Source organism: Flavobacterium piscis, assembly GCF_001686925.1.
In the GTDB taxonomy this organism is placed as follows: Bacteria; Bacteroidota; Bacteroidia; order Flavobacteriales; family Flavobacteriaceae; genus Flavobacterium; species Flavobacterium piscis.
In genome coordinates, this window is sequence record NZ_LVEN01000035.1 from 131,588 (window position 1) to 156,992 (window position 25,405).

Consider the following 25,405-nt stretch of genomic DNA (forward strand, 5'->3'; position numbering starts at 1 on the left):
GCAATTTTAAAAATTTAGAAATTAAAATTCAAAAATTACGTATATTAGCATCTTCTTTGTAGATGAATATACGTAAAAATCAAAAAAAAATTTAAGTAAATTATGAGCAATATCATTCGTGTAGTACTGGCAGACGATCATGTTTTTGTAAGAGATGGAATCAAATCATTACTTGAAAACGAAGCAAACATCGAGGTTGTAGGCGAAGCTATTGATGGTGCCGATGCTCTTGAAGTCGTTGCACAAAACAAACCTGATTTACTTATAGTAGATATTCGTATGCCCCACTTAACAGGTATCGAGGTAGTAGAAAAACTTAGAGGCGAAAATAATAATGTAAAGATCATCATGCTTTCTATGCACGAATCTGAAGAATACGTATTAAAGTCTATAAAAGCAGGCGCCGATGGTTATTTACTAAAGGGTTCAAGCAAAGAAGAATTCTTAAAAGCACTGCATACCGTTGCTGCCGGCGGAAAATATTTTAGTGGCGATATATCCTCTATATTAATTAGCCAGTTGACCAACTCTTCGACATCATTAGAACCTAAACAAAGTTTAGCTGATGAAATGATGATTACCAAAAGAGAAAAAGAAATCCTGACCCTGTTATTATCCGGAAAAGGAAATAAAGAAATTGCTGAAGCACTTGATATCAGTAAGCGCACCGCCGAAGTACATCGTTTTAATTTAATGAAAAAATTAAAAGTAAAAAACCTGATGGAACTTTCGAACAAAGCAACTGAATATTCTTTATTATAAATTACGTATAAATACGTAATTATTTTCCAAAAACTGCGTTTTGGCAGTTTTTAACTAAGTTATAGTACTTATTTTTATCAAAAATTATAAGTGCTATGAAAACTACAAACCCATTATCTCAATCTCACAAAATTTTAATTTTGAACACATTGGCCTTTACAGTGTGTTTTGCCTGCTGGACACTAAACGGTGTTTTAGTAACTTTTTTAGTCGATAACGGAATTTTCCACTGGAGCGTTGTTCAGGTGGGATGGCTTCTTGGTATTCCCATATTAACCGGTTCGATCATGCGTTTACCCATTGGAATTTTAACGGACAAATACGGGGGAAAATACGTATTTTCACTTTTACTCCTCCTCTGCTCGATTCCTTTATTTCTGCTTCCTTACGCTGACAGCTTTTTTATGTTTGCCTTATTGAGTTTTTTCTTCGGAATGGTAGGAACAAGTTTTGCAGTTGGGATAGGATATACATCCATATGGTACCCAAAAGAATGGCAGGGACGCGCACTGGGAATCTTTGGAATGGGAAATGCAGGAGCTGCCATCACTACCTTTTTGGCTCCTTCATTATTAAATCATTTCTCTATTGACGATCCTCAAAATGGCTGGAAAATATTGCCGGTTATTTATGCCATTTCATTATTAATAATAGGAGTTGCCTTTTTGATTTTCGCCAAAAATAAAAAAATAGAAAATAGTACAAAAAGCGTTTCTCAAATGCTTGGTTCTTTAAAATCAGCAAGAGTATGGCGTTTTGGAGCCTACTACTTTTTGGTATTCGGGTGTTTTGTCGCTTATTCGCAGTGGTTATTACCCAATTTCATGAATGTGTATCAAACAAGTCTGGTCATGGGCGGATTATTTGCAACGCTTTTCAGTTTACCTTCTGGCGTGATTCGTGCTTTTGGAGGATATTTATCAGATAAATTCGGAGCCAGAAAAGTGATGTATTGGGTTTTAAGTTCATCAGTAATTTTGAGTGCTTTATTAATGATTCCGAAAATGGAAATTACTACCACTGGCCCGGGCGTTTTAGCTACTAAAAAAGGCACTATAACTGCTGTTTCAGATAACAATATCAAAATTGGGGAAACAGATTTTGCCGTGGCACAAAAGAAAGAAGATGTAAGCGAAAGTTCCATCTTTCCAACCAGTACATCCTGGCAGCAAGTCGTGGTAGAACAAAATCAAACGGTGAAGAAAAAAGAACTTCTGGCCAAAGGAATTACCGTTATTAAATTCGATGCGAATATGTGGGTCTTTCTCGTTTTAGTGATCTTAATAGGAATTTCCTGGGGAATAGGAAAAGCGGCCGTTTACAAACATATTCCGGAATATTTCCCAACAGAAGTTGGCGTTGTTGGCGGGATGGTGGGCATGATTGGCGGTTTGGGCGGCTTCTTTGGGCCAATCATTTTTGGATACCTTTTAACTGCAACCGGCATCTGGTCCAGTTCGTGGATTTTTATTCTCATTTTTTCTGCTGTCTGCTTAATTTGGATGCATTACACAATTAGTAAAATCATGAAAGAAAAATCACCTATTTTTGCAAAAGTAATTGACAGACAATAGTTTAAAAATTAATATTCAAAATAAAAATTAGTTCGAATATGATTTATATCATTGTAAAAGAGCTATTTTTCTGATAAATTTGTTGTGATTTTAAAAAAACCAATCATGAAAAAAATAAAAATCATCCTATTCCTATTATTGGTAGGAATAAGTCTTGACATTCAAGCACAGGAATTAGATGTAAATCTGCAACTACGACCTCGTTTTGAATATCGTAACGGGTATAAAACTCTTATTCCTGAAGGCACAGAAGCAACTTCTCAAGTCTCACAACGTTCAAGATTAAATTTTAATTACAAACAGGATCAATTATCTGCAAAATTAACTCTACAGAATGTCAGAACATGGGGAGATGTGGGAACAACCACAACTTCAGATAAAAATGGCATAGCCGTTTTTGAAGCTTGGGCACAATATGATATATCCGAAAAATGGAGCGCAAGAGCAGGTCGTCAGGTACTTTCTTATGACAACCAACGTATTATGGGAGAAATTGACTGGTTACAACAAGGACAAAGCCACGACGCGTTGATGGTCTCTTTCCATCCCAAAAACCACCAGCTTGATATGGGATTAGCCTATAATTCTGATGCCGAAAACACCTTTCAAACTCCTTATAAAGTAGGTAATTATAAAGCAATGCAATATGCCTGGTACCATACTAATGTAGATCAATTAGGTATTAGTTTATTAGTTTTGAATACGGGTTACGAATATGCTAATCCGGCACAAAAATTATTAGTAGACTACAAACAAACGTTTGGTACTTATTTGACTTATAAAACCAAAAAAATTGACAGTAATTTAAGTTTCTACGGTCAAACCGGAAAAAGCGCAGACAATCAGGTTAGTGCATGGGATGGAGCACTAAACTTTGCATATGCTATTACAGATTCATTTAAGGCAGGTATTGGTTACGAATATCTATCAGGAAAGGATCAGGATGACGCAAGCAAAGTAATCAAATCATTCAACCCTATTTTTGGTACTAATCACGCTTTCAACGGCTACATGGATTATTTTTATGTTGGTGGAGGTCATCAAAACAGTGTTGGATTGCAAGACGCCTCTTTGAAATTCAATTATAATGTAAAAAAATGGCAATTTGCTTTAATGCCACACGTATTCCTGTCTGCTGCTGATGTTGTGGTGGCTAATGAAAAAATGGATTCGTATTTAGGAACTGAGGTCGACTTTACTGCCGGATTCAATTTCAAAAAAGAGATCACACTTACAGGAGGATATTCTCAAATGTTTGGTACTAAAACTTTAGAAGTTTTAAAAACTCCGGGATATGCCGGGCACACCAACAACTGGGCGTGGTTAATGATTTCAGTAAATCCTAGAATTTTTAGCTGGAAAAAATAAAGATTTTTTTTAAATCAAAATAATACAATTTACCCTTTTTCTAAAAAAGAAAAAGGGTATTTTTTTGTTTTCTACACGCAGGACATTTGCACTTATAATTGGGTATATTTGATGTACGAAAAACTAAATCTTTCCTTTATTTAACTGAAAGAATAATCAGTAAAGTCTCTCTTAATACTAATCTTAAAATCCAATAAAAAAAAGATGAACAACACCTGGACAGACAGATGGAACGACCGCTACAGCAGCGAAGAATTTGCCTATGGCACAGCGCCCAACAATTACTTAAAAGAACAATTAGAAAAACTTAAAACCGGAAGTATTCTTTTCCCTGCCGAAGGCGAAGGTCGAAATGCAGTTTTTGCAGCCCAATTAGGTTGGAAAGTCTCCGCATTTGATATCAGTGCCGAAGGAAAAAACAAAGCCCTTAAACTAGCCGAAGCAAAGAATGTTGTAATAGATTACCAAGTTGGGGAACTGGAAACCCTTAATTATCAAGCAGAACAATTTGATGTAATTGCATTAATTTATGCACACTTTCCTGCAACGATTAAATCATCAATTCACCAAACATTAGAAACTTATTTACGCAAAGACGGATACATCATTTTTGAAGCTTTCAGCAAAAAACATTTAGAATATCTGGCTATCAATGATAAAGTTGGCGGACCAAAAGATATTGAATCCCTATTTTCTATTGAAGAAATACAATCTGATTTTCCTGATTATGAAATCATTCAATTAGAACAAAAAGTAATCGAATTAAACGAAGGTTTGTTCCATAACGGAAAAGGTTCTGTTATTCGATTTGTTGGAAAGAAAAAATAAGCTCTCTAAAAAAACGTTTAGTAGAGATGTGCAAAAAATTTATCACTGTACATCTCTACATCATTTCACTCTCAAAAACAATAACTAACTACAATACAGTTATTTAAATTAAAATCAATTGTTAAAATAAAAACTTTTATTTGTATTTTAGTACAAAAAAAGAAACTATCTACAAGCGGCAACCTAAAGTAAAAAGGTTGTTTCTCATTTTGCATTGCCCTATTCTAAAATTAGTATCAATTTTAAATAACTAAATAATGGCAAAATCAAAAACAATTGTATTAGTGCACGGAATGTTCGTGAATGATAGTACCTGGTCAGAATGGAAAAATTATTATGAGCAAAAAGGATATACAGTATATGCCCCTGCAAATCCCGGACACGATGGTGATCCTGCAGCACTTCGGGAAAAGATACATCCGGAACTTGTTGATACAGGTTTTATAGATGTAGTACAAAATATTGCAAAACTCATTGATACTTTACCTGAAAAACCACTTGTAATTGGGCATTCGATGGCAGGATTAGCAGTACAAAAACTCATAGATTTAGGCAAAGCCGATGCTGCAGTAAGCATCAATGGAGCGCCTCCTAAAAATGTTCTCCCTCCATTTTCTACAGTAAAAATTGTTTGGCCCGCAGTAAATTTCTTTTCCAGTAAAGGATATTACTTAGGATCACGAGACTGGTACAATCGTGCCTTTTTTAATACACTACCAAAACCTGAACAAGACAAAGCTTACGACCTGATTGCTGTTCCTGAAAGCAGAAAAATTGGTAGAGAAACCTTATTGAAATCCTTCTCAAATGCCGATTTCAAAAAACCGCATCAGCCTATTTTATTTATTGGCGGAGGAAACGATAACATATTTCCGCCAGCCTTAACCAAAAAAATTGCTGCTCAATATAAAGATCCCAATAGCAAAGTTGATGTCAAAATCTATGACAATAAAAGCCATTTTATTTGTGGCGAAAAAGGTTGGGAAGAAATTGCAGATTATATATTAAATTGGTACAACAATCTGTAATATAAAAAAAGAGACGCACAAAAAAGTATACTATTGTGCGTCTTTACATTATGATGACTAAACATTACTACTTGTAACTTCATATTAAATTTAAACAGTAAAATATTTATGCTCCATAATTTCAGATCGTAATTTAGGTACAGCCAAAATCCCGATTTTTTTACCATCGGTTTTTATCAGCATTTCTTTTTTTAGAGTTGAAATTACGCGAATCGCCTGCTCCTCAGTCGTTCCGGCAAAATCAGCAATTTCTTTTCTCGAAAGTTCAATATCTATTAAGTCATTTATTTGTCCAAACTTACGGTGAATATACAGCAACAAATCAATTACACGTTCGCGAACATTCATGTGAGCAATTTTACGAATATTGTTCTCACTTTTATTGAGTTCATCGGCATAAAACAACATCAAAGCATACGTAAATTCCGGAATTTTCTGAAGCATTTCCAGCATCGTTTCGTTACTAAAATTACATAAAACGGTATCTTCTAAGGCAGAGGCACCAATCAAATATCTCTTACTGGTTCCAAATCCGCGAAAACCGATGGTATCTCCATTTTTTGTTAACCGAACAATTTGTTCCCTTCCGTTTATTCCTGTTTTTATTGTTTTTACTTTTCCTGAACAAATAAAGTACAATCCTTTTATAGGGTCACCCTCTTTGATAAAGGAAGTTGATTTTTTGCACATAAAAGTTTCTTTCCTTAAAACATATTCTTTCATCTGTTCTAAGTGCAAATGTTTCTTAATAAAACAATTTTCGTTGGTACAGGTATAACAAATAGGCTGCGGGTCTTTCATCAGTTCAAATTTTATGCATAATACACTAAATTGTTGTTCCTCTTTTATTTTAATCAAAAGTAGAAAAATAAATTATAAAAATAAGTATTTATACGTAAAAATACTTATTTTTGTTTTAGAAATAAATAAGTGAATTATTTAGTTTTAAAATAGATTTAGGACTAGTACTTAAAAAAACTGTGATGCAAAATACCAAAATCAAAACTACCTGTTCGTATTGTGGCGTTGGCTGTGGCATAATCGTAACCAAGGATGCCAAGAATGGCGTAATGGTTACGGGCGACAAAGACCATCCGGTAAACAAAGGAATGTTATGTTCTAAAGGAATGAATTTGCACTACGTAGTCAATGACACAGCAGACCGGATTTTATATCCCGAAATGCGCGGCAGTAAATCATATCCGCTCGAACGCGTTAGTTGGGATACCGCGCTTGATCGCGCCGCAGCCGTTTTTACCTCTATCATAAAAAAGCATGGTCCGGATAGCGTTGGTTTTTATATTTCCGGACAGTGTTTAACCGAAGAATATTATCTGGTAAACAAATTGGTAAAAGGCTTTTTGAAAACCAATAATATAGATACGAATTCTCGTTTGTGCATGAGTTCAGCCGTTGTGGGCTATAAAAAAACTTTTGGAGAAGATGCTGTACCTATTGCTTACGATGATATCGAACTGGCAGACACTTTCCTGATTACGGGAGCAAACCCTGCCTGGTGTCATCCCATTTTATTTCGAAGAATAGAAAAACACAAAGAGAAAAATCCTAAAATAAAAATCATTGTTATTGATCCGAGACGCACGGATACCGCTGCTTTCGCCGATTTGCATTTGCAGATTATTCCAGGATCTGACATTATTTTATACCATGCCATTGCCAAACGTATCATCGAAAAAGGCTATGTAGATCATGATTTTGTAAAAAACAACGCCGAAAATTTTAAGCAATACAAAGACTTAGTTTTAAGTACCTCTTTAGAAAAAGCATCAAAGATTTGTGGTATTTCTGTCAATGACATTAAACTTGCTGCCGATATTATTGGTAAAGCCAAAGGTTTTATTTCGCTTTGGGCAATGGGTTTGAATCAAAGTGCTGTTGGAGTTGATAAAAATACTGCTTTACTAAATTTATCCTTATTGACGGGACAAATAGGCAAACCGGGTTCAGGGCCTTTTTCATTAACAGGTCAACCCAACGCAATGGGCGGACGAGAAGTTGGCGGAATGGCGACACTTCTCGCGGCACACAAAGACATTGCAAATCCAGAACATCGCAAAGAAGTCGCTGATTTTTGGGGCGTTGATGCAATATCAGATAAACCTGGACTAACTGCAACCGAAATGTTCGAAGCTTTGGAATCAGGTAAAATGAAAGCTGTCTGGATTATCTGTACCAATCCGCTAGTGAGTTTACCCGATTCCCGCCGAATCGAAAAAGCATTGCAAAATGCCAAATTTGTAGTGGTTCAGGATATCTCGCACAATGCAGATACTTCAAAATATGCTGATTTATTACTACCTGCCGCCGGTTGGTTAGAAAAAGAAGGTACAATGACCAATTCGGAGCGACGAATTTCTTATTTACCAAAGGGAATCAACGCTCCCGGTGAAGCACTTTCGGACATTGAAATTTTAATTCGCTTTGCTAAAAAAATGAACTTTAATGGATTTAACTTTAACAGCGCAGAAGAAATCTACAAAGAGCATTGTGCATTAACTAAAAACACCAATATTGATATTTCTTTCCTAAATTATCATCGTTTAAAAACCGAAGGAACTTTTCAATGGCCTGTACCAGATTACGGACATCCGGGCACTCCCCGACTTTTTACGGATAAAAAATTCTATACGCCATCACAAAAAGCGATTTTTAATTTACCAACAGCAATAGAAAACACATCAGAACAACCCAATCCGCAATTTCCGTTTATCTTAACAACAGGAAGGGTGCGCGATCAATGGCATACGATGACGAAAACGGGAAAAGTGTCAAGATTAATGACACATACCCCAAGTCCGGTTTTAGAAATAAACCCAATTGACGCTTTTAAAAATGACATTAAAAATGGCGATATTGTTATTGTATCAAGCAAAAACGGAGAAGTTCGCGTTAAAGCAAAAGTTACAGACAGCATCAAAGAAAAAGTCGTTTTCCTGCCCATGCATTGGGGTAAACAACTCGAAAATGATCTCAACAGAACCAATAACTTAACCAATACGGTTGTTGATCCGGTTTCTAAAGAACCAGATTTTAAATACACAACGGTCAATATTAGCAAATATGTAAAACCATTTCAGAAAATTGCAATTGTAGGTGCGGGAGCTGCTTCTTTTAGGTTTATTCAGAACTATCGTGAGTTCAATTCAACAGATGAGATTGTAGTTTTTTCGAATGAAGTAAATCCGTTTTACAATAGAGTTTTACTTCCCGAATATATGACTGGCGAATTTAGCTGGGAACAATTATTAAAAGTAAAAGATGGTGAGGCTTTAAATAAATTAAAAATAACAATGAATGCCGGCGTGGCCATCACGAAAATCGATTCTAATAAAAAAACAATAACAGATAGTTTAGGCAACTTACATACATATGATTCGTTAATCATGGCAACAGGAAGCCGACCTTTTGTTCCTGAAAATGCACAACTACATCTTCCAGGCAGATTTACCGTAAGACGTAAAGAGGATGCAGATCGTTTAAAAAAACATCTTGACAGCACTAATTTACCTAATGAAGAGCAACATGTTGTTATTATTGGCGGAGGTTTATTAGGTTTAGAACTGGCTGCAGCCTTAAAACACAAAAAAGTTAAAACGACGATTATTCAAAGGGCTTCCCGTTTGATGGAACGCCAATTGGATCGAATTTCAAGTAAATTATTGGCAGAGGAAGTTCAGCTTCGCGATATTCAGATTTATTTTGATAACGAAGTAAGCACTGTTTTTGAAACCGATAATCCGAATGAAATCGAAATTGCGCTAAAAAGCGGTAGAATCATCACGGCAAATGCTATTGTTTATACGATTGGAACAATTCCGAATATCGAAATAGCGCGCGAAAGCGGTCTTGCCTGCGGACGCGGCGTAAAAGTAAACCAGTATTTGCAAACCTCAAATCCTGATATTTTTGCGATTGGAGAAATAGCAGAATTCAACAATAAATTATTCGGAATCACTTCTGCCGCCGAAGAACAAGCTGATATTCTGGCTAACTTTTTAGCTGGCGACATTAGCAGTTTTTACAAAGGTTCTATTTTAATGAATATCCTAAAACTAGAGGACATTAACCTGTGCAGCATTGGCGATATTGAAATTCCGGAAAATGACGATTCATACGAGGAAATTATTTTCGCAGATCTAAAAAAACGTTATTACAAAAAATGCATCGTTAAGGATGATTTGCTTGTTGGCGCTATTTTGATGGGAGATAAAAATGAATTTGCCGAGTTTAAAACCATGATCGAAAGCAAAATCGAATTATCAGACAAGCGAAATTTATTACTAAGAGGAAGCTCAAATGCAAAACCTGTTCTGGGAAAATTAGTTTGTTCCTGCAGTCAGGTCGGAGCCGGAAATATAGAAGAAACCATAAAAAGCGGTGTAAACAATTTTACGGATTTATGCAAAAATACCGGCGCAGGATTAGGCTGCGGAAGTTGTAAAACAGAGGTTAAGGAGATATTGGCGAAATGTAGAGTTTAAAAAAAATGTTTCAAGTTTAAGGTTTCAGGTTTTTAAGTTGCCTTAGTTTGAATATAAATTTTACCACAAAGAGCACAAAGTTTTTTCGCAAAGTTTCGCAAAGGCTTATATAGTATGTAAAGTTTGTTTTCTATCGAAAAAAGTTCACAAAGCTTTGCACTAAAATTTTTACCCAAAGCTTTGCGAGCTTTGACTACTTATTAAACACAAACTAAAAAACTTTGCGAAACTTTGCGAAAAAACTTTGTGCTCTTTGCGGTTAAACAAACACAATCTAATAACCTGACCCAACGCTGAAAGCCGAACAGCCAAAGCAAACAAAATAAACCTGAAACCTGAAACAAAAATAGAGATATGGAACTGACGAGATTAATAGTAAAAGGAGGCGTTATTTCGCCGGGAGAATTAAGGGAAGTAGTCAATATGGCGATGGATCAGGGTTTAGATTCTATTTCCTTTGGTTCAAGGCAGGATATTATTTTTCCAAAAGGATTTAAAACTTTAGCTAAAGAAAAACTGGGCAAACATCACTTTGTTTTTCCGGAGCAAAAAAGCGGTAATAATATTGTTTCATCCTATGTTTCTACAGATATTTTCAGGAATACCAATTGGCTTACCGGCAATAAGTTTTTATATATTTTAGAGCAATTTAAGGAGCAGCCACGACTAAAAGTGAATATCAACGATCCCAAACAACAGCTTGTTCCTTTGTTTACCGGACATCTTAATTTTATTGCTTCGGAACATGAAGATTACTGGTATTTATACATTCGTTTACCCAATTGGGAGCGTATGGAAGTATATCCAATACTTATTTATAGTTGGGATATCGCACAGTTTTACTATGAAATTGAAAGAATTACAGCTCAGGAATCTATTGGTATCGATATGATATTTGCACTTGTCAGCGAAGCCTTAGACACTAATAATAGAACAATTGATAAGCCTTTGAACGTTCCTTTTTATCCCTTTCCTTATTATGAAGGCATGAACCGTATGGGAATCGACCAGTACTGGCTGGGTTTGTATTGGAGAAATAATTTGTACAATTTAGATTTCCTGAAAGAAATGTGCGATTTGTGTTTTGATTGCAAAATTGGTAAAATATGTATTACGCCCTGGAAATCTTTTATTGTAAAAGGAATTCCCAAAGATCGAAAACTGGAATGGGAAAAATTTCTGGGTAAACGAGGCATCAATGTCCGCCATTCGTTATTAGAACTCAATTGGCATTTACCTGTAGCGGTAGAATGGGCTTTGAATCTTAAAACATATTTGGTTCGAACACTCGATCAATTTGACATTAGCACTTACGGACTCACTTTTGGATTATCAGAATACAATCGCGACGGACACTATTTTACATCGATAGTGGTCGAGAAAAATGAATTACCAAAAGCTCTCGAATCCATTAAAATAAGAGATACTTATAATGTTTTATATGCAAAGAATTTCGATGCCAATACACGCGAATATGTGGTGCATTCGCAAGATATAGACAAACTTGAACTCCCAACAATATTAATTGAACTGAGTAAGAAATATTTCGAAGAACTAGGAAATTCTGTTCCTGAAACAACAGAAAATCCACAGAAAAAAGAAAAACCGCAATTAGATATTTACCAATGTCAGGAATGTTTAACACTTTATAAATCCGAATACGGAGATGAAAGTCAGGGAATCCCGAAAGGCATTTTATTCACTGATTTAGCTGAAAACTATTGTTGTTCTCTATGCGAAGCGCCAAAGAGTAATTTTAAGATTCTGGAAATTGTTGAGAATTAAACGAACTGATTTCATTAGTATTTTCAGGAGCTAATCCAGCTGTCCGCTATATCTTTTACTTTTTAAAGAAAAAAGTAAAAGGATGCCGCTTCCATCTGGGCTATGGCACTCGTTTTCAAAAGCAAAATCAAGTAAAACTATCATTTATCATTATTTCATATTATAAAGTAATTTACATTATTTCTCAAGTAGAATTGTTAAGAGATTTTAGTCTTTATTTTTTACCAAAAACTCAATCTATTAAAAATAAGCCCTTTATAGTTAATTTTTAAGTAAAAACTTAACATTGGCGGACTTGTTTTATGTTTATCTTTACTTAACTGTTAATTAACAATTTAGTTACATTGTAGCAATTACTTATCTAAAACCGCATCAATATGGAAAACGAAAACGAAAAAATTACCCCAGAAAAAATTGATTCAACACCTGAAAATTCTCAGCCTGTTACAGAAAATAAAAAAACGGTAACTACGCCGGCTACAAAAACCCCAGTTCGCAAAGCAACGCCAACAACTGCTGCAAAACCTACTACGCCAACTACTACAACGCCGAAAGCTACAACAAAAACTGCAGCAACAACTTCGCCGAAACCGGCAGCCCGTAGAGCTCCGGCAAGAAAAATTACTCCAGCTGCTATTGAAAAAACAGAAGAAATAACAACTCCTAAAGTAAACATCAAAGAACCAGTAAAAAAAGAGTCATCAGAAAGCAAGGCTGATGATTTGGTTGAAAAAACAAAAGGAGAAAGTAAAAAAGATAAATCAACAGATAAAAAGAAGAAAAAAGTGAAAGACCAAGACAAGGAAAAAGAAAAAAAGAAATTAGCGAAGAAAAAAGATCAGGCTAAAAAAGACAAAAAGAAAGAAAAGGCTAAAAAAGCAAAACAAAAAGCTGCCGCTAAGAAAAAAGAAAAGGCTAAAAAAGCTAAGGATAAAGCGAAAGCTAAAAAAATAGCAAAAAAGAAAGCTAAATCTAAGAAAAAAGAGAAAGCTAAAAAGAAGAAATAATATTAAAAGAGGTTTGACTTGAAAAAGTTAGACCTTTTTTATTTGGTAAAGATTTATTCTTCTAGTTTATCATTTCGAGGCACGACAAATGACAATATTTCGTAAACTCTAAAAGAACTATCCTCCAATCGCAATCATACTACGATTATCAAAGTGAAGCGTGGGATCATCCATTTCTTCCAGCGTAACCATTCCGGCTCGAACTTTCTTTTTATTTTTTATAGATTCAGAAATCAAATTCGTGATCGATTCACCATTTCTTAAAGGCGTTAGCAAATCGGTTTCAGTATTTGAGAAGAGACAATTCTTGATCTTTCCGTTTGCTGTAAGGCGAATTCTGTTGCAGCCGTCACAAAACGGATTAGTTATAGAACTTATTATTCCGAAATCGCCCTGAAAATCTTTTATTCTATAAGTTCTCGCCGTAAAGTTTTTTTCGTCTTCTAGTTTCTCAATTTCTTTTGAAGGAAAATTTTTCTCCAGTTCTGATAAAATTTCGTTTTGGGAAATCATTTTACTTCTGTCCCACTCGTTACCTGCAAAAGGCATAAATTCAATAAATCGAACTGATAAAGGCAAATATTGGGTTAATTTGACAAAATCTACAATTTCATTTTCGTTAAAACCTTTCATCAAAACTACATTTACTTTTACTTTAAAATCATTATTCAAAAGCAAATGCAAATTACCAACAACTTTCTCAAACTGATTTCTAAGCGTTATCGAATGAAATTTGGAAGCAACCAGCGTATCCAGACTCAAATTGATCTTATTGATTTTATTTTGCTTTAAAACATCAATATGACGATCGATTAAAATACCATTTGTAGTAATGGAAAGAGCAACGTCAAGAGCGGCTAATTTTGAAGCAATTTCCGGAAAATCTTTTCGCAGAAGCGGTTCTCCTCCGGTTAATCTAATTTTATCAACACCATTTTCCACGAAAGTTTGAGCAATCGAAAAAATCTCATCGGCCGTCATTAAACTGGCTTTTGGAGATAATTCGATTCCGTCAGCAGGCATGCAATACGTACAACGCAAATTGCATTTCTCTAAAAGCGAAATACGCAAATAATTGTGTTTTCGCCCAAAATCATCCGTTAAAATGGTTTTAGAGGGTGTCATGATTTTTTCCTTTTAAAATATGAAAAACGTGCAGTACATGCGGAAAAATGGCATCCATAGATTCTCTGGCGCCGTTTGTTGATCCCGGCAAAGCCAAAACCAAACTTTTTCCTAATGTTCCTGCAACTGTTCTGGATAACATTGCATATGGCATTCTTTGCTGACCATAATCACGAATGGCTTCTTCAATTCCCGGAATTCTGCTTTCCAGTAATGGAGACAAAGCTTCGGGAGTAACATCTCTTGGAGATAATCCTGTTCCTCCTGTAAAAATGACCAGTTGGTGCTCTTTGGCGAAAGCCTTTGTTTTTTCCTGAATAATATCCAATTCATCAGGAATAATTTCATAATGTGCTGTTTCTACTCCGCAGGCATTTAGTTTTTCTACAATAATTTTTCCGGAACGATCTTCTTTATCACCCGCAAAAATTGAGTCAGAACAAACAAAAACTGCTGCTTTAATTACATTTGAAAATTTATTTTTGAAAGATGATTTCCCACCTTCTTTATGAATTAATTTAATAGTCGAAATTTCGATTTCCTTATCAATCGGTTTCAGCATATCATACATCGTCAGAGCCACTATAGATGCTCCGTGCATGGCTTCAACCTCTACTCCTGTTTTGTAAACGGTTTTTACATTAAAAATAATTTCAATCGTTAGACCTTCAATTTTATAATCTACGGAAGTAAATTCAATTGGAATGGGATGACAATCCGGAATCGATAAATGCGTGTTTTTTACTGCAAATAATCCGGCGGTTTTCGCCATTTCAAATACATTTCCTTTTGGCACCAGGTTATTTACCACAGCATCAATTGTTTCCTGTTTACTTACTTTTACAATTGCTGTAGCTGTAGCAGCTCTTAAAGTGCTTATTTTATGCGTAATATCAACCATTAGTATTTTGTTTCCAGGTGAATGTATCGTTTTCAAACATTTCTTTTCCAAAAATGGGCACATCGGTTTTTATCCAGTTTACAATGGCTTCTGTCGCTTCATAAACTTGTTTGCGTCGTGTTGCCGAAACAAATACAAACAAACAAATTTCGCCTGCTTTTACCACGCCTAAACTATGGTAAATGTGCATGCAGGTCAAATCGAATTTGGCAAAAGCTTTTTCGCGAATAGCATGCAGCGCTTCGTTGGCCATATCCGTATAAGCGGAATAATCGATTGCAACAACCGTATTATCGTGAATAACATCGCCGCGAACTTGTCCTAAAAAAATATTATGCGCACCAATCGTATGTTTTGACTGATGCTTAGCGATTGATTCTGCGATAAATTCAGGAGCAATTGGCCCTTCTACAAATACATTTTTACTCATTGTTTATGTTTTTTTTCTGCCACAGATTAAAGGATTGAATTGCTTTTTTCTTCTTCCACGAATTTCACTAATTTTAACAATCAATTTAATCCTTTAATCTGTGGCTATATTTTTATTTCTTCTAATAATTGTTTCATTACCAAAGCTCCTCCAGCAATACTTTTTACATTTTTAAATTGATGTTTCTGAAGCAATTCTGCTGCAATTTTACTTCTAATTCCGGATTGGCAAAAAACGTAAATGGTTTGGTTTTTATCTAGTTTTTCCATTTCGTTTTCCAAATTCATTAAAGGAATCCGGATTTGATTTATTAAACTGATTTTTGGTAATTCATCGCTATTTCTAACATCTAGAAATAAAACCTCAGGAATATTAATTTCATCTAAAACCGCTTCAAATTTTACTTCTTCAACCTGATATTCTTCTTTACTATATTTTTTATCAAAAATCTCTTTGGTCATCAATTGAACATCACTTTTATCAAAATCATATTTTTGCTGTTCGTTATTCAAAATACTATACACTACTATTTTACCACTTAAGACATTTCCAATTTCCAAAATCATTTTGATGACTTCGTTGGCCTGAAGCTGTCCGATAATCCCAACTGTAATTCCAATTACTCCGGCATCTTCACAATTGGCTGATTGTGTATTTTCATCCGGATACAAACATCTGTAAGTAGGTCCGTTTTGATAATTAAAAACCGAAATCTGGCCTTGAAATCTAAAAACAGATCCGTATACCATTGGTTTATTTGTAATTAAACACGCATCATTTATCAGATATTTAATAGCAATATTATCTGTTGCATCAACAATAATATCATAATTTTCGAATAAGGAAATGGCATTTTTTCCTGACAATTTCTCCGTAATTGCATTCACTTTTACAAGCGGATTCAATTCAGTAATCATCGCTTTAGCTTCTTTTGCTTTATGTTTTCCAACAGCCGAACTTTTGTAAATGACCTGACGATGCAAATTGGAAATTTCGATAACATCATCATCAACAATTCCTATTTCTCCAACACCGGCCGCAGCTAAATAAGGCAATATCGAAGCTCCCAAACCTCCTGCTCCAATAACCAGAACTTTAGCTTTAGATAATTTATCCTGACCAGCCTCTCCTATTTCAGGAAGGATTATTTGTCGGTTATAACGTGCTGTTGTATTCATACAAACTCAATTTATCCTCCTGCAAAAGGCGGTAATAAGGCAACAATGTCACTTGTTTGTAACTTATAATCTGTTGCTTTTGGTACAATTTTCTGGTTCACTGCCACACTAAAAGAAATCGAATCAAATCGATATTTCGCCTCTAAATCCTGCAATAAATCCTGCAATGACAATTCAGAAGTTGCTATCTTTTCGAAACTACATTGAGTCTTTTCTGCTACAGCGCCAAAATATTTAATCTCAATCATTATTTTAAATTTAAATTCTGAAAAATAAATTCATCTTCAAAATGTTCCTGAAAATAAGACGTCAGCCTTGAAGTGTTTTTTACTACTTCGCCAATTACAATAATTGCCGGTGACGAAATTTTATTTTCAGCTACTAATTTACTAATTGAACTTATCGTTCCTACTACTTTTTGTTCGGTATTTTTAGTTCCGTTTTGAATAATTGCTATCGGTAAATCATCCTGTCTATTTTGCTGATAGATCGAAATGATTTCCTCTAATTTATGCATTCCCATCAAAATAACCACCGTCGCATTCGATTTTGATGCTAAATGAACATCTTTAGACAATTCATGATTGGAAGTTGTTCCCGTAATTACCCAAAAACTTTCTGCAATCTGACGTTGTGTCAAACTTATTCCTACCGATGCCGGAACTCCTAAAGCAGATGAAATTCCAGGAACAATACTGGTTGCTAACCCAAATTGTTCTGCATATTCTATTTCTTCACTTCCTCTTCCAAAAATAAACGGATCACCGCCTTTCAAACGTACGACATGACCATAACGATTTGCCATTGAAACAATCAATTCGTTAATCTGATCCTGCGTATAAGCGTGACAACCCAATCTTTTGCCCACAAAAACAATTTCTGCCTTTGTTGCATATTGCAATAATTCTTCATTGACAAGCGCATCGTATAAAACAACATCAGCTTTTTCTAAAGCTTTTATGGCTTTTAACGTAATTAATTCGACATCGCCAGGACCTGCGCCTACAATTGTTAATTTTGGTGTTTTTAAATTTCGCATAGTTTTTAACTTAAATTGATATTCAGGTCGTTTAATTCGTCAACAGAATTAATATTAGTCAAATGAAAGTTTTCACTTTCTTCGATCGTGATGATTTGATGCGGAATTTTCGCTATTAAATTCATCATTTTTAAATCGTCATTATCAATTGCGCTTTTGATAACGGGTAATACTTTTTTAGAATAAATTCCAATTAAGGGATGCATTCTGCTTTCCGAAGCAAAAACGGTGATTTCAGCTTCCTGATTGTGTTTCGAAATTAATTCTGATAATAATTCGGTCGAAATTAACGGAATATCACAACTCAGAATCAAATTGAATTCTGTTTCAGAATTGATCAACGCTGTATAGATTCCTCCCAAAGGTCCTTTATCAGTTATGATGTCAGGTATTTTTTGGTACGATAAATAATCGTATTCTTTATTATTCGTTATTAATTTTATAGTCGATGTAATGGGTAAAACTGCTTTAATAATATGCTCAATAAATGGTTTATTCTGAAACAGGACTAAACCTTTCTCAGCTTGCATTCGGGAACTTTTTCCTCCACAAAGAATAAATACTGTTAAAGCTTCCATGACTAATTTTGTTTCAGGTTAAATGAGAAAAATTTTACCGCAAAGAGCGCCAAGATTTTATTTTCTACTGAGTTTAAAAATAAATTACTTAGGCAAAAGAACATTGCGTACTTTGCGGTTAATTTTTTGTTTCAAATTTCAGGTTTTACCATTGTTACTTATTTTCTTTATGGAAAAATCAATTTTATACTTGCCATTAAAATCACGGTTCCTAAAACAAATTTTAATGTTTTATTAGAGAAATATCCACTACCGTAAAATCCACCTAAAACTCCTCCAATAACTGCAATCGGAACCAAATAAAAACTCTCCATCGGAATTGTTTTCCCTCCTAAAAAGAAGCCTAACATACCAGCAAATGAATTCACAAAAATGAATAAACTTGATATTGCTGCAGACTCTTTTACGGTTGCCCAACCTAAAAATAATAAAATTGGACTCAGGATAATTCCGCCGCCAATTCCTAACATTCCGGACAATAAACCTATTATAAATCCTATTGCCAATGCAAAAGGCAATTTAATCTCAACTGCTTCTTTTTCTTTAAAACTAAATAATCCAAACAATCTGAATGCAGCAAAAACCAATACAATACCCAAAATAATTTTATAAATCGTATTATCCAAAGTGACAAAACCTCCAATAAATGCCGCTGGAACTGAGGCAATCGCAAACGGATAAAACAGCTTTGGCTTGAAATATTTCATTCTGTAATAAAAGAAAAACGAAATACTGGATACAAATAAGTTCAACAGCAATGCCGAAGGTTTCATAATAGCAACCGGAAAAGCAAAAATGGTCATCAAAGCCAAATAACCCGATGCGCCGCCATGCCCAACACTAGAATACAAGAAAGCAATCACGATTAAAGCAAAGCTGAATAATACAATATTTTCGGAACTAAGAAGGCTCATAATTTTTGTTTCGGTTTTTTGTTTTGATTTTTTGTTTCAAGTTTCAAGTTTTCTTTGTTTTCAGGTTTATGCTGTATGTTTAAATTTACATACTGCATTTCAAACTTTTCACTCAATATTCCTTTAATCTATTCTCTTTAATCTATTCTCTTTACTCTATTCTCTTTATTCTATTCTCTTTATTCTATTCTCTAAAAACTAATCTATTGGCAAAAGAGTCACTAATTGTCCCTTTTCTAAACTTTCCACCTCATTAGGAACAACTAATAAACTATTGGCAATTGCAAAGGTATTTAGCATTGCTGAACTTTGACCGTCTAACACGGTAACATGAGTTTCATCATACAACGCTTTTAAAAATAATGTTTTTCCGGTTGTATTAGTAATGTTATCATTTAATTTTCGAAGCATTTTCTTTAGATGAATGTCTTTAAATCCCATTCTGTTTTTGATTGCAGGATATACATAAATGTAAAAATTGGTTAGTGAGGAAGCCGGGTTTCCGGGCAAAGCAAAAACTAAAGTATCATTTTTAGATCCAAAAAACATTGGCTTTCCAGGTTTCTGGTTGATTTTATAAAAAAGTTCCTTTACCCCGTTTTCTAATAAAGCTTCTTTTACAAAATCGTAATCTCCAACAGAAATACCTCCTGAAATTAAAACGATGTCATGTTTCTTTAAAATTTCTTTTAGTGCTTTTTTAGTCGCTTTGAGATTATCTTTTACTTTATAAACCTTTGTTTTCTTTACTCCAATTGTCTGAAGCGCAGCTTGCAACATCACCGAATTACTTTCGTAAATTTTTCCTTTCGATAATTTCTCACCGGGTTTTACCAATTCGTTTCCAGTTACTAAAATCGCAACTTTAGGTTTTTTATATACCTCAACTTCCGTGATTCCTAAACAGGCTAAAAAACCAATTGCCGCAGGCGTAATTAAAGTATTTGCCTTAAAAACAACTTCTTCTTCGCTAATTTGCTCTCCTTTATGGCGAACATTAGCGTATTGTTCTGGCATTCTGGTAATTAAAATTGAATTCTCGGTGGCCATTACATGCTCCTGCATGATTACAGTATTAGCATTATCAGGTACATGTGCACCCGTAAAAATCCTTACTGCTTCATTTTCTTTCAGTTTTATTTTGGAATGATCTCCGGCCTGTACAATACCTACTATGTCATATTGATGTTTTTCGCTACGAATAAATGCATAACCATCCATTGCAGATTGACGAAACGGCGGCATTGCAATTGGAGAATACACTGTTTCGGCCAGAATATATCCTAGCGATTTACTCACCTGGATTTTTTGAACTGGCATAGTAGTGCTATTCTCTGCAATAATAGATAAGGCTTCTTCGACTTGAATCATGGTTGCTATTGTATATATAAGCAAAAAATACTTATTACAAATATAAGTATTTTTACTTAGTTTTAATCATTAGTAAAGTAAAATTTTAAAAAGAATATAAATTTAAGCTTAATTCTTCATATACTTCCAGAAAAAACGATAAATAGCTTGTTGCTTCGTCAATAAATTTATTTTGTTATTTTTCTTTTAAAATTTCCCGATGGCAAATAATACATCCATGCAAATCCGATAAAAAATAAGATTGCGGAAGCTATAAAAGCAGGTAACAGTATTTCTTTATTATTATCTAATGCATTATTCAGCGAAGCATAAAGTAACCAAATTTGAATACTCACATTTAAAATTAAAACAACAATGAGCGTCGAAAGTATAGTATTAAGTTTATTTGGATTTGCCCGATTCTGACTTCTTCTAAAAGTACTCATAGCGTATTGAATTTAGGATTATAAATAAATGTCTTTCTTTTCTACCATTGCTTTTACATAAACGGCATCGTCTTTAAAAAACACTTCTAATTGCGGTAACGCTCTTGGCGGCGGCCCGGCAATTACATCTCCGGTCATGGCATCAAATGAACCTTCGTGACATGGACAATGAATGATTCCGGTTCCGGGTTTGTAAAATACAGAACAGGAAAGATGCGTACATTTTTGCTCATAAGCCCTGAAATCGCCACTTTCTAAATGAATCAATATGTACGGAATTGTACTTCCTTCGATTACAAATCCTCTTGTTCCTCCTACAGGAATTTCTTCTTTATTACAAATAAAATGTTCTCCCTGAACACCTTCTTTTGGCAGCAAATACGCTTTTGCAGCAACGAATCCGCTTCCTACCATTAATCCTCCGGAAACAAAAGTCAGGAACTTAGCGAAATCACGACGGCTTACCTGAGTGGATTCCAGTTTTTTTATTGGGAAATCTTTTTTCCAGTTTTCATTTAAATTATCTTCTTTTGACATGGATACAGATTTAATATATTCTTAATTCTTTACTTCCTTTTGGCATCATAATGTTCACTTTTGTATTGACTGTTTCTTTACCAAAAATAAATGTGTTGATAGGCGAACTGTTGGGTCTCATTTCTTCGATTTCTGCCCTTGTCCCGTAAAACAAAGCACCACTAGGGCAAACAGTTGCACACATTGGTTTTTTACCTACGCTTGTTCTATCGTAACACATCGTACATTTCATCATCAAATCGTAATCTTCCATTTTTTTAGGAACTCCAAACGGACAGGCCATTACACAATTTGAACAGCCAATACATCTTTCTGTGTTTGCAGTATGAACAACTCCAAATTCATCTTGAGAAATAGCATCGGCAGGGCAAACATTGGCGCAAACCGGGTCTTCACAATGCATACAAACCTGTACAGTAGTCTGAATTGTTGAAGAACGTTCTACATAATTTACGCTTATCAATGACTCCTGCCCATTTGTTTCGCATTCTGCACAAGCCATTTCACAGGCTTTGCAACCAATGCAACGTTGCAGGTCTACAAAAAACTCTTCGTTTTTATTGAAATTAGTTAAATTCATCGCGTCATTTTTTTATAGGTTAAACACTTGCATAAGCTTCGGATTCATTTGATGAGGGAGCTACTTGTCCTAACGGATCTAGTAAGCAGGCGCACACTTTAAATTCTGGAATTTTAGAAATTGGATCTAAAATTCCAGTTGTAAGCTGATTTGCTGATTTGGCTCCAGGCCAATGATACGGTATAAAAACAGTATCTTTCCGAATGGTTTCTACAATATTTGCCGGAAAAATTCCTTCTCCTCTTCGAGTAGCCACACGAACTAGTTCGCGTTGTTTTATATTATATTTTGCAGCCAATTCCGGGTGAATTTCTAACATTGGTTCAGGAAACTGATCTACCAATTTGCCAATTCGACGGGTTTGTGTACCGCTCAAATATTGAGAAACAACTCGTCCTGTTGTCAGTGTTATTGGATATTCATCGTTTGTGATTTCGCCAGGTTCTCTATAGGGTGCAGGATTAAAATGTGCTTTTCCGTCAGGAGTTTTAAATTTTTTGTCTTCCCATAATCTGGGAGTTCCAGGATGATCTAATGACGGACATGGCCAGAAAACACCCATATTATCTTCTACTTTTTTATAAGTAATTCCAAAATAATCTGCTGTTCCTCCTTTTGAAGCGACTCTTAATTCATTAAAAATGGCTTCGCTATTATCGTAAGTAAATTTATCTTTTTCACCCAAACGTTCGGCAATTTCTAATAATATTGAAGTATCCGTTCTTGCATCTCCCGGAGGTGTTACAGCTTGTCGAATACGGATAACACGTCCTTCTGCCGAAGTTGTGGTTCCTTCTTCTTCTTCCTGTAAAGAACCTGCCAGAACAATATCTGCATGACGGGCAGTTTCATTCAAAAAGAAATCAATACAGACATAAAACTCTAATTTTTCAAGAGCCGATCTCACATAATTATTGTTGGGAAGCGACACTAACGGATTAAAACAAATCGAAATTAGTCCTTTGATTTCATCTCTGTGAATGGCTTCAATAATTTCGTAAGCGGTTAATCCTTTACCGGGCATGTCTTTTTCGTCGATTCCCCAAACTTCAGAAATATACTTTCTGTGTTCCGGATTTTCGATATCTCTGTTTCCAGGCAATTGATCACATTTGTGACCGTGTTCCCTTCCTCCCTGTCCGTTTCCTTGTCCGGTAATGGTTCCGTAACCACAATAAGGTCGGCCAATTCTTCCGGTTGCCAAAACTAAATTGATACAGCCCAATACATTATCAACTCCTTTTGAGTGATGTTCTATGCCACGTGCGTGAAGCAAGAAACTTGTCTTCGCTTTGCCCCATAATTCGGCTGCAGCCTTAATTTTATCTTTATCAATTCCGGTAATTTCTTCTGCCCATTCTAAAGTATAATCTTTTACTGCATCGATTGTTTCCTGAAATCCAGATGTATAATTGTCTATAAAATCGTGATCCAGCATATCGTAATCAACCAAATATTTTAACATCGCACCGTATAAAGCAGAATCTGTTCCGGGTTTTACATCTAAATGAATATCTGCCGTTCTGGCTAGCGGAATCATTCTCGGATCGATCACAATTAATTTTGCTCCGCGATCCCTGGCTTTCCAGATCCAATGTGTTAATGTTGGAAAAGTTTCACTAATATTTGCTCCGGCAACGATAATTACTTCGGCATGTTCTAAATCGGAATAGTTGTTCGAAGCACGATCTAAACCAAAAGCTTTTTTATTTCCGGCTCCTGCACTTACCATACAAAGTCTTCCGTTATAATCCAGATTTCTGGTTTTTAATGCAACACGGGCAAATTTCCCAACCAAATAACTTTTTTCATTGGTTAGCGATACTCCTGATAACATTCCAAAGGCATGTTTACCATATTTTTCCTGAATTCTTTTAATTTCAGATACGGTTTTATCCATGGCTTCATCCCAGGTCGTTTTTTCAAAACCTTTTCCTTCTACTCTTTTTAAAGGATGTAAAAGACGGTCCGGATGGTTATTTTGCAGGTAACGCTGAACTCCTTTTGGACATAAACGCCCTTCATTAAAAGGAAATTCCATCCATGGCTCGAAACCTACTACTTTATTTTCTTTGACCAATAATTGAATCCCACACTGCATTCCGCAAAAACAACAGTGCGTTTTTACTACTTCATCTGGTTCGTCTCTACCTACGTAACCATCTTTTGGTGCATAATTTAAATGCGGCCCAAAATCTTCAATAATTTTTTCGGTTGATACAGGTAATTTTGCCATGTCTTTATTTTGTTTTATTTTGTTTCAGGTTTATTTTTTTTGTTTCAAGTTTTTTTGTTTCAGGTTTCAAGTTCACACTTTGTGTAGACTTTGGTTTATAGACAAGCTATAGTAACCTGAAACAAAAAAAATAAACCTGAAACCTGAAACTCTTTTTTTTTATCCAAATAAGCTTCCGCCACTATCTAATCTTGCTTTTAGGTGTGCTTTTGCCAAACGCGATCTTTTTCCTTCAGGACTTAAATCAAGGTGTGACGTACCATCTTCATGTGTAAAGTCAAAACCTAATTGTTTGGTAACAATTTTCAGATCATCAATATGAAGTTTGGTAGCAAATACTTCTCCTGTATGAGGGCAAACAGCCATTCCTTTTTTCATTCCTTCTTTCTTATAAATATGAGCCCCAATCTGAGCCGGACGCTGAATAATATGAAAGAATTTTCCAAAAGGAATCCAAATCAAAAACATAATTACCGTTACGGCGTGAATTACAGCTAAAAAGTCATATGCGAATCCTTTCATAAACTGATAAGAATAAGTAAGACACAATCCTGTAACCGATATTGCAATCAATAAAATCAGAGGCAATAAATCTCCTTCAAAAGTTTGGGTTGCTATTAAACCGGGATTTGTTAATCTTCTTCTCAAATAATAAACAGATCCAAATATTACTAACCATGAAGACCAATTTAGAGCATGAAAAATCAAAAATGCCATTACAGATCCAATTTGGAAATCCATCATTTTAAATCCAAAAAAATGAGCCTCATAAACAGATATTGAATTTTCTGCCAATGTAAAGTGAATCCATCCAAACGTAAGGGGGATTGTTATCGCAAAGGCCGATAAACATCCTAATGCGATACAAAAATGTGCTGCCCAACGGTATTTACTTCTGGGATAAATGAATTTTTGAACTACTATATTTTCTACAGTTTCTTTGCCTAAAAACCACATGTGTTCAAATATTTTACCGGTAAAAAGAAATTTAATACTGCGTTTGAAATACATCCAGGTTGGCGGACGCTGCAACCAAACAGAGTAACGATAAACTATCCCGAAGAAAGCGAATACGGTTCCAAATAGATAAGTTACAAGAGCAGCATCAAAATTTTGCAATTGTCTTGATCCGTAAAAAACGAGCACTATAGTTAATGCTGATACGAGAGTTGCAACAAGTAAAGCTTTGGTATTAAATGTTTTATTTTTCATCCTTAATTTTATTTAATGATTACTT

At 34.9% G+C, this 25,405-nt stretch carries 23 protein-coding genes; 8 read left to right on the plus strand and 15 right to left on the minus strand.

Annotated elements, in window-relative coordinates; all coding sequences use genetic code 11:
* Positions 1 to 102: 102 nt before the first annotated feature.
* The 5 genes from FLP_RS15430 (at position 103) to FLP_RS15450 (ending at position 5,560) form a co-directional block, all read left to right on the plus strand.
* Entirely contained in the window at positions 103 to 762 is a 660-nt protein-coding gene (locus tag FLP_RS15430; protein ID WP_065450418.1) for a response regulator transcription factor, read from the plus strand.
* Positions 763 to 857: 95 nt separating this feature from the next.
* Positions 858 to 2,336 (plus strand): MFS transporter, encoded by a 1,479-nt coding sequence (locus FLP_RS15435; RefSeq protein WP_065450419.1) that lies wholly within the window; start codon positions 858 to 860, stop codon positions 2,334 to 2,336.
* Positions 2,337 to 2,441: 105 nt separating this feature from the next.
* Positions 2,442 to 3,704 (plus strand): alginate export family protein, encoded by a 1,263-nt coding sequence (locus FLP_RS15440; RefSeq protein WP_065450420.1) that lies wholly within the window; start codon positions 2,442 to 2,444, stop codon positions 3,702 to 3,704.
* Between the two features lie 204 nt (positions 3,705 to 3,908).
* The gene (locus FLP_RS15445) at positions 3,909 to 4,532 is read left to right on the plus strand and encodes a class I SAM-dependent methyltransferase (protein ID WP_065450421.1); all 624 of its coding nucleotides are present in this window, start codon (positions 3,909 to 3,911) and stop codon (positions 4,530 to 4,532) included.
* A 257-nt stretch (positions 4,533 to 4,789) separates the two neighbouring features.
* A complete protein-coding gene (locus FLP_RS15450) occupies positions 4,790 to 5,560 on the plus strand; it encodes an alpha/beta hydrolase (protein WP_065450422.1) in 771 nt (256 codons plus the stop codon).
* 90 nt (positions 5,561 to 5,650) lie between these two features.
* On the opposite strand, the gene FLP_RS15455 is transcribed toward FLP_RS15450, so the two are convergent.
* Entirely contained in the window at positions 5,651 to 6,361 is a 711-nt protein-coding gene (locus FLP_RS15455; protein WP_065450423.1) for a Crp/Fnr family transcriptional regulator, read from the minus strand.
* 182 nt (positions 6,362 to 6,543) lie between these two features.
* On the opposite strand from FLP_RS15455, the gene FLP_RS15460 reads away from it, so the two are divergent.
* From FLP_RS15460 to FLP_RS15470, 3 genes are all read left to right on the plus strand, one after another.
* Entirely contained in the window at positions 6,544 to 10,062 is a 3,519-nt protein-coding gene (locus FLP_RS15460; protein ID WP_065450424.1) for a nitrate reductase, read from the plus strand.
* 354 nt (positions 10,063 to 10,416) lie between these two features.
* Entirely contained in the window at positions 10,417 to 11,847 is a 1,431-nt protein-coding gene (locus FLP_RS15465) for a rubredoxin (RefSeq protein WP_065450425.1), read from the plus strand.
* Between the two features lie 377 nt (positions 11,848 to 12,224).
* Complete coding sequence (locus tag FLP_RS15470; protein ID WP_065450426.1) at positions 12,225 to 12,854, plus strand: hypothetical protein; 630 nt, start codon at positions 12,225 to 12,227, stop codon at positions 12,852 to 12,854.
* A gap of 117 nt (positions 12,855 to 12,971) precedes the next feature.
* Here the strand turns inward: FLP_RS15470 and moaA are convergent, their stop codons facing one another.
* The 14 genes from moaA to FLP_RS25540 all read right to left on the minus strand — a co-directional run bounded on the left by moaA (position 12,972) and on the right by FLP_RS25540 (position 25,380).
* Positions 12,972 to 13,979, minus strand: coding sequence for a GTP 3',8-cyclase MoaA (gene moaA / locus FLP_RS15475; RefSeq protein WP_065450427.1), 1,008 nt, complete (start codon positions 13,977 to 13,979; stop codon positions 12,972 to 12,974).
* Entirely contained in the window at positions 13,966 to 14,880 is a 915-nt protein-coding gene (moaCB, locus tag FLP_RS15480) for a bifunctional molybdenum cofactor biosynthesis protein MoaC/MoaB (RefSeq protein ID WP_065450428.1), read from the minus strand. The genes moaA and moaCB overlap by 14 nt, the downstream gene beginning before the upstream one ends.
* The gene (locus tag FLP_RS15485) at positions 14,873 to 15,310 is read right to left on the minus strand and encodes a molybdenum cofactor biosynthesis protein MoaE (protein WP_065450429.1); all 438 of its coding nucleotides are present in this window, start codon (positions 15,308 to 15,310) and stop codon (positions 14,873 to 14,875) included. The genes moaCB and FLP_RS15485 overlap by 8 nt, the downstream gene beginning before the upstream one ends.
* Positions 15,311 to 15,414: 104 nt before the next feature.
* Complete coding sequence (gene moeB / locus FLP_RS15490; protein ID WP_065450430.1) at positions 15,415 to 16,488, minus strand: HesA/MoeB/ThiF family protein; 1,074 nt, start codon at positions 16,486 to 16,488, stop codon at positions 15,415 to 15,417.
* Positions 16,489 to 16,499: 11 nt separating this feature from the next.
* Positions 16,500 to 16,736, minus strand: coding sequence for a MoaD/ThiS family protein (locus FLP_RS15495; protein ID WP_065450431.1), 237 nt, complete (start codon positions 16,734 to 16,736; stop codon positions 16,500 to 16,502).
* Entirely contained in the window at positions 16,736 to 17,527 is a 792-nt protein-coding gene (gene cobA / locus FLP_RS15500) for a uroporphyrinogen-III C-methyltransferase (protein ID WP_065450432.1), read from the minus strand. Before cobA ends, FLP_RS15495 begins: the two co-directional genes overlap by 1 nt.
* 5 nt (positions 17,528 to 17,532) lie before the next feature.
* On the minus strand, positions 17,533 to 18,105 hold the full coding sequence (locus tag FLP_RS15505) for a molybdenum cofactor guanylyltransferase (protein ID WP_065450433.1): 573 nt from the start codon (positions 18,103 to 18,105) through the stop codon (positions 17,533 to 17,535).
* Positions 18,106 to 18,272: 167 nt separating this feature from the next.
* The gene (locus FLP_RS15510) at positions 18,273 to 19,019 is read right to left on the minus strand and encodes a sulfite exporter TauE/SafE family protein (protein WP_065450434.1); all 747 of its coding nucleotides are present in this window, start codon (positions 19,017 to 19,019) and stop codon (positions 18,273 to 18,275) included.
* Between the two features lie 198 nt (positions 19,020 to 19,217).
* Positions 19,218 to 20,390, minus strand: coding sequence for a molybdopterin molybdotransferase MoeA (locus FLP_RS15515; RefSeq protein WP_065450435.1), 1,173 nt, complete (start codon positions 20,388 to 20,390; stop codon positions 19,218 to 19,220).
* Between the two features lie 167 nt (positions 20,391 to 20,557).
* Complete coding sequence (locus FLP_RS15520) at positions 20,558 to 20,815, minus strand: DUF6755 family protein (RefSeq protein WP_065450436.1); 258 nt, start codon at positions 20,813 to 20,815, stop codon at positions 20,558 to 20,560.
* Positions 20,816 to 20,833: 18 nt separating this feature from the next.
* Entirely contained in the window at positions 20,834 to 21,352 is a 519-nt protein-coding gene (locus FLP_RS15525) for a QcrA and Rieske domain-containing protein (RefSeq protein WP_065450437.1), read from the minus strand.
* A gap of 10 nt (positions 21,353 to 21,362) precedes the next feature.
* On the minus strand, positions 21,363 to 21,932 hold the full coding sequence (locus tag FLP_RS15530) for a 4Fe-4S dicluster domain-containing protein (RefSeq protein ID WP_065450438.1): 570 nt from the start codon (positions 21,930 to 21,932) through the stop codon (positions 21,363 to 21,365).
* 19 nt (positions 21,933 to 21,951) lie between these two features.
* Positions 21,952 to 24,168: a molybdopterin oxidoreductase family protein gene (locus FLP_RS15535; protein ID WP_065450439.1), complete on the minus strand. Its 2,217-nt coding sequence runs from the start codon at positions 24,166 to 24,168 to the stop codon at positions 21,952 to 21,954.
* Positions 24,169 to 24,327: 159 nt separating this feature from the next.
* Positions 24,328 to 25,380 (minus strand): MFS transporter, encoded by a 1,053-nt coding sequence (locus FLP_RS25540; RefSeq protein ID WP_065450440.1) that lies wholly within the window; start codon positions 25,378 to 25,380, stop codon positions 24,328 to 24,330.
* Positions 25,381 to 25,405 lie beyond the last annotated feature (25 nt).

Bases quoted from the DNA above. Each gene is read 5' to 3' on its own strand.
- FLP_RS15535 (WP_065450439.1), bottom strand. From the start codon at position 24,168: ATGGCAAAATTACCTGTATCAACCGAAAAAATTATTGAAGATTTTGGG.
- FLP_RS15465 (WP_065450425.1), top strand. From the start codon at position 10,417: ATGGAACTGACGAGATTAATAGTAAAAGGAGGCGTTATTTCGCCGGGA.
- moaA (WP_065450427.1), bottom strand. From the start codon at position 13,979: ATGACACCCTCTAAAACCATTTTAACGGATGATTTTGGGCGAAAACAC.
- FLP_RS15430 (WP_065450418.1), top strand. From the start codon at position 103: ATGAGCAATATCATTCGTGTAGTACTGGCAGACGATCATGTTTTTGTA.
- FLP_RS15460 (WP_065450424.1), top strand. From the start codon at position 6,544: ATGCAAAATACCAAAATCAAAACTACCTGTTCGTATTGTGGCGTTGGC.
- FLP_RS15435 (WP_065450419.1), top strand. From the start codon at position 858: ATGAAAACTACAAACCCATTATCTCAATCTCACAAAATTTTAATTTTG.
- FLP_RS15525 (WP_065450437.1), bottom strand. From the start codon at position 21,352: ATGTCAAAAGAAGATAATTTAAATGAAAACTGGAAAAAAGATTTCCCA.
- moeB (WP_065450430.1), bottom strand. From the start codon at position 16,488: ATGAATACAACAGCACGTTATAACCGACAAATAATCCTTCCTGAAATA.
- FLP_RS15510 (WP_065450434.1), bottom strand. From the start codon at position 19,019: ATGAGCCTTCTTAGTTCCGAAAATATTGTATTATTCAGCTTTGCTTTA.
- moaCB (WP_065450428.1), bottom strand. From the start codon at position 14,880: ATGGTTGATATTACGCATAAAATAAGCACTTTAAGAGCTGCTACAGCT.
- FLP_RS15520 (WP_065450436.1), bottom strand. From the start codon at position 20,815: ATGAGTACTTTTAGAAGAAGTCAGAATCGGGCAAATCCAAATAAACTT.
- FLP_RS15485 (WP_065450429.1), bottom strand. From the start codon at position 15,310: ATGAGTAAAAATGTATTTGTAGAAGGGCCAATTGCTCCTGAATTTATC.
- FLP_RS15530 (WP_065450438.1), bottom strand. From the start codon at position 21,932: ATGAATTTAACTAATTTCAATAAAAACGAAGAGTTTTTTGTAGACCTG.
- FLP_RS25540 (WP_065450440.1), bottom strand. From the start codon at position 25,380: ATGAAAAATAAAACATTTAATACCAAAGCTTTACTTGTTGCAACTCTC.
- FLP_RS15470 (WP_065450426.1), top strand. From the start codon at position 12,225: ATGGAAAACGAAAACGAAAAAATTACCCCAGAAAAAATTGATTCAACA.
- cobA (WP_065450432.1), bottom strand. From the start codon at position 17,527: ATGCGAAATTTAAAAACACCAAAATTAACAATTGTAGGCGCAGGTCCT.
- FLP_RS15440 (WP_065450420.1), top strand. From the start codon at position 2,442: ATGAAAAAAATAAAAATCATCCTATTCCTATTATTGGTAGGAATAAGT.
- FLP_RS15445 (WP_065450421.1), top strand. From the start codon at position 3,909: ATGAACAACACCTGGACAGACAGATGGAACGACCGCTACAGCAGCGAA.
- FLP_RS15505 (WP_065450433.1), bottom strand. From the start codon at position 18,105: ATGGAAGCTTTAACAGTATTTATTCTTTGTGGAGGAAAAAGTTCCCGA.
- FLP_RS15495 (WP_065450431.1), bottom strand. From the start codon at position 16,736: ATGATTGAGATTAAATATTTTGGCGCTGTAGCAGAAAAGACTCAATGT.
- FLP_RS15450 (WP_065450422.1), top strand. From the start codon at position 4,790: ATGGCAAAATCAAAAACAATTGTATTAGTGCACGGAATGTTCGTGAAT.
- FLP_RS15455 (WP_065450423.1), bottom strand. From the start codon at position 6,361: ATGAAAGACCCGCAGCCTATTTGTTATACCTGTACCAACGAAAATTGT.
- FLP_RS15515 (WP_065450435.1), bottom strand. From the start codon at position 20,390: ATGATTCAAGTCGAAGAAGCCTTATCTATTATTGCAGAGAATAGCACT.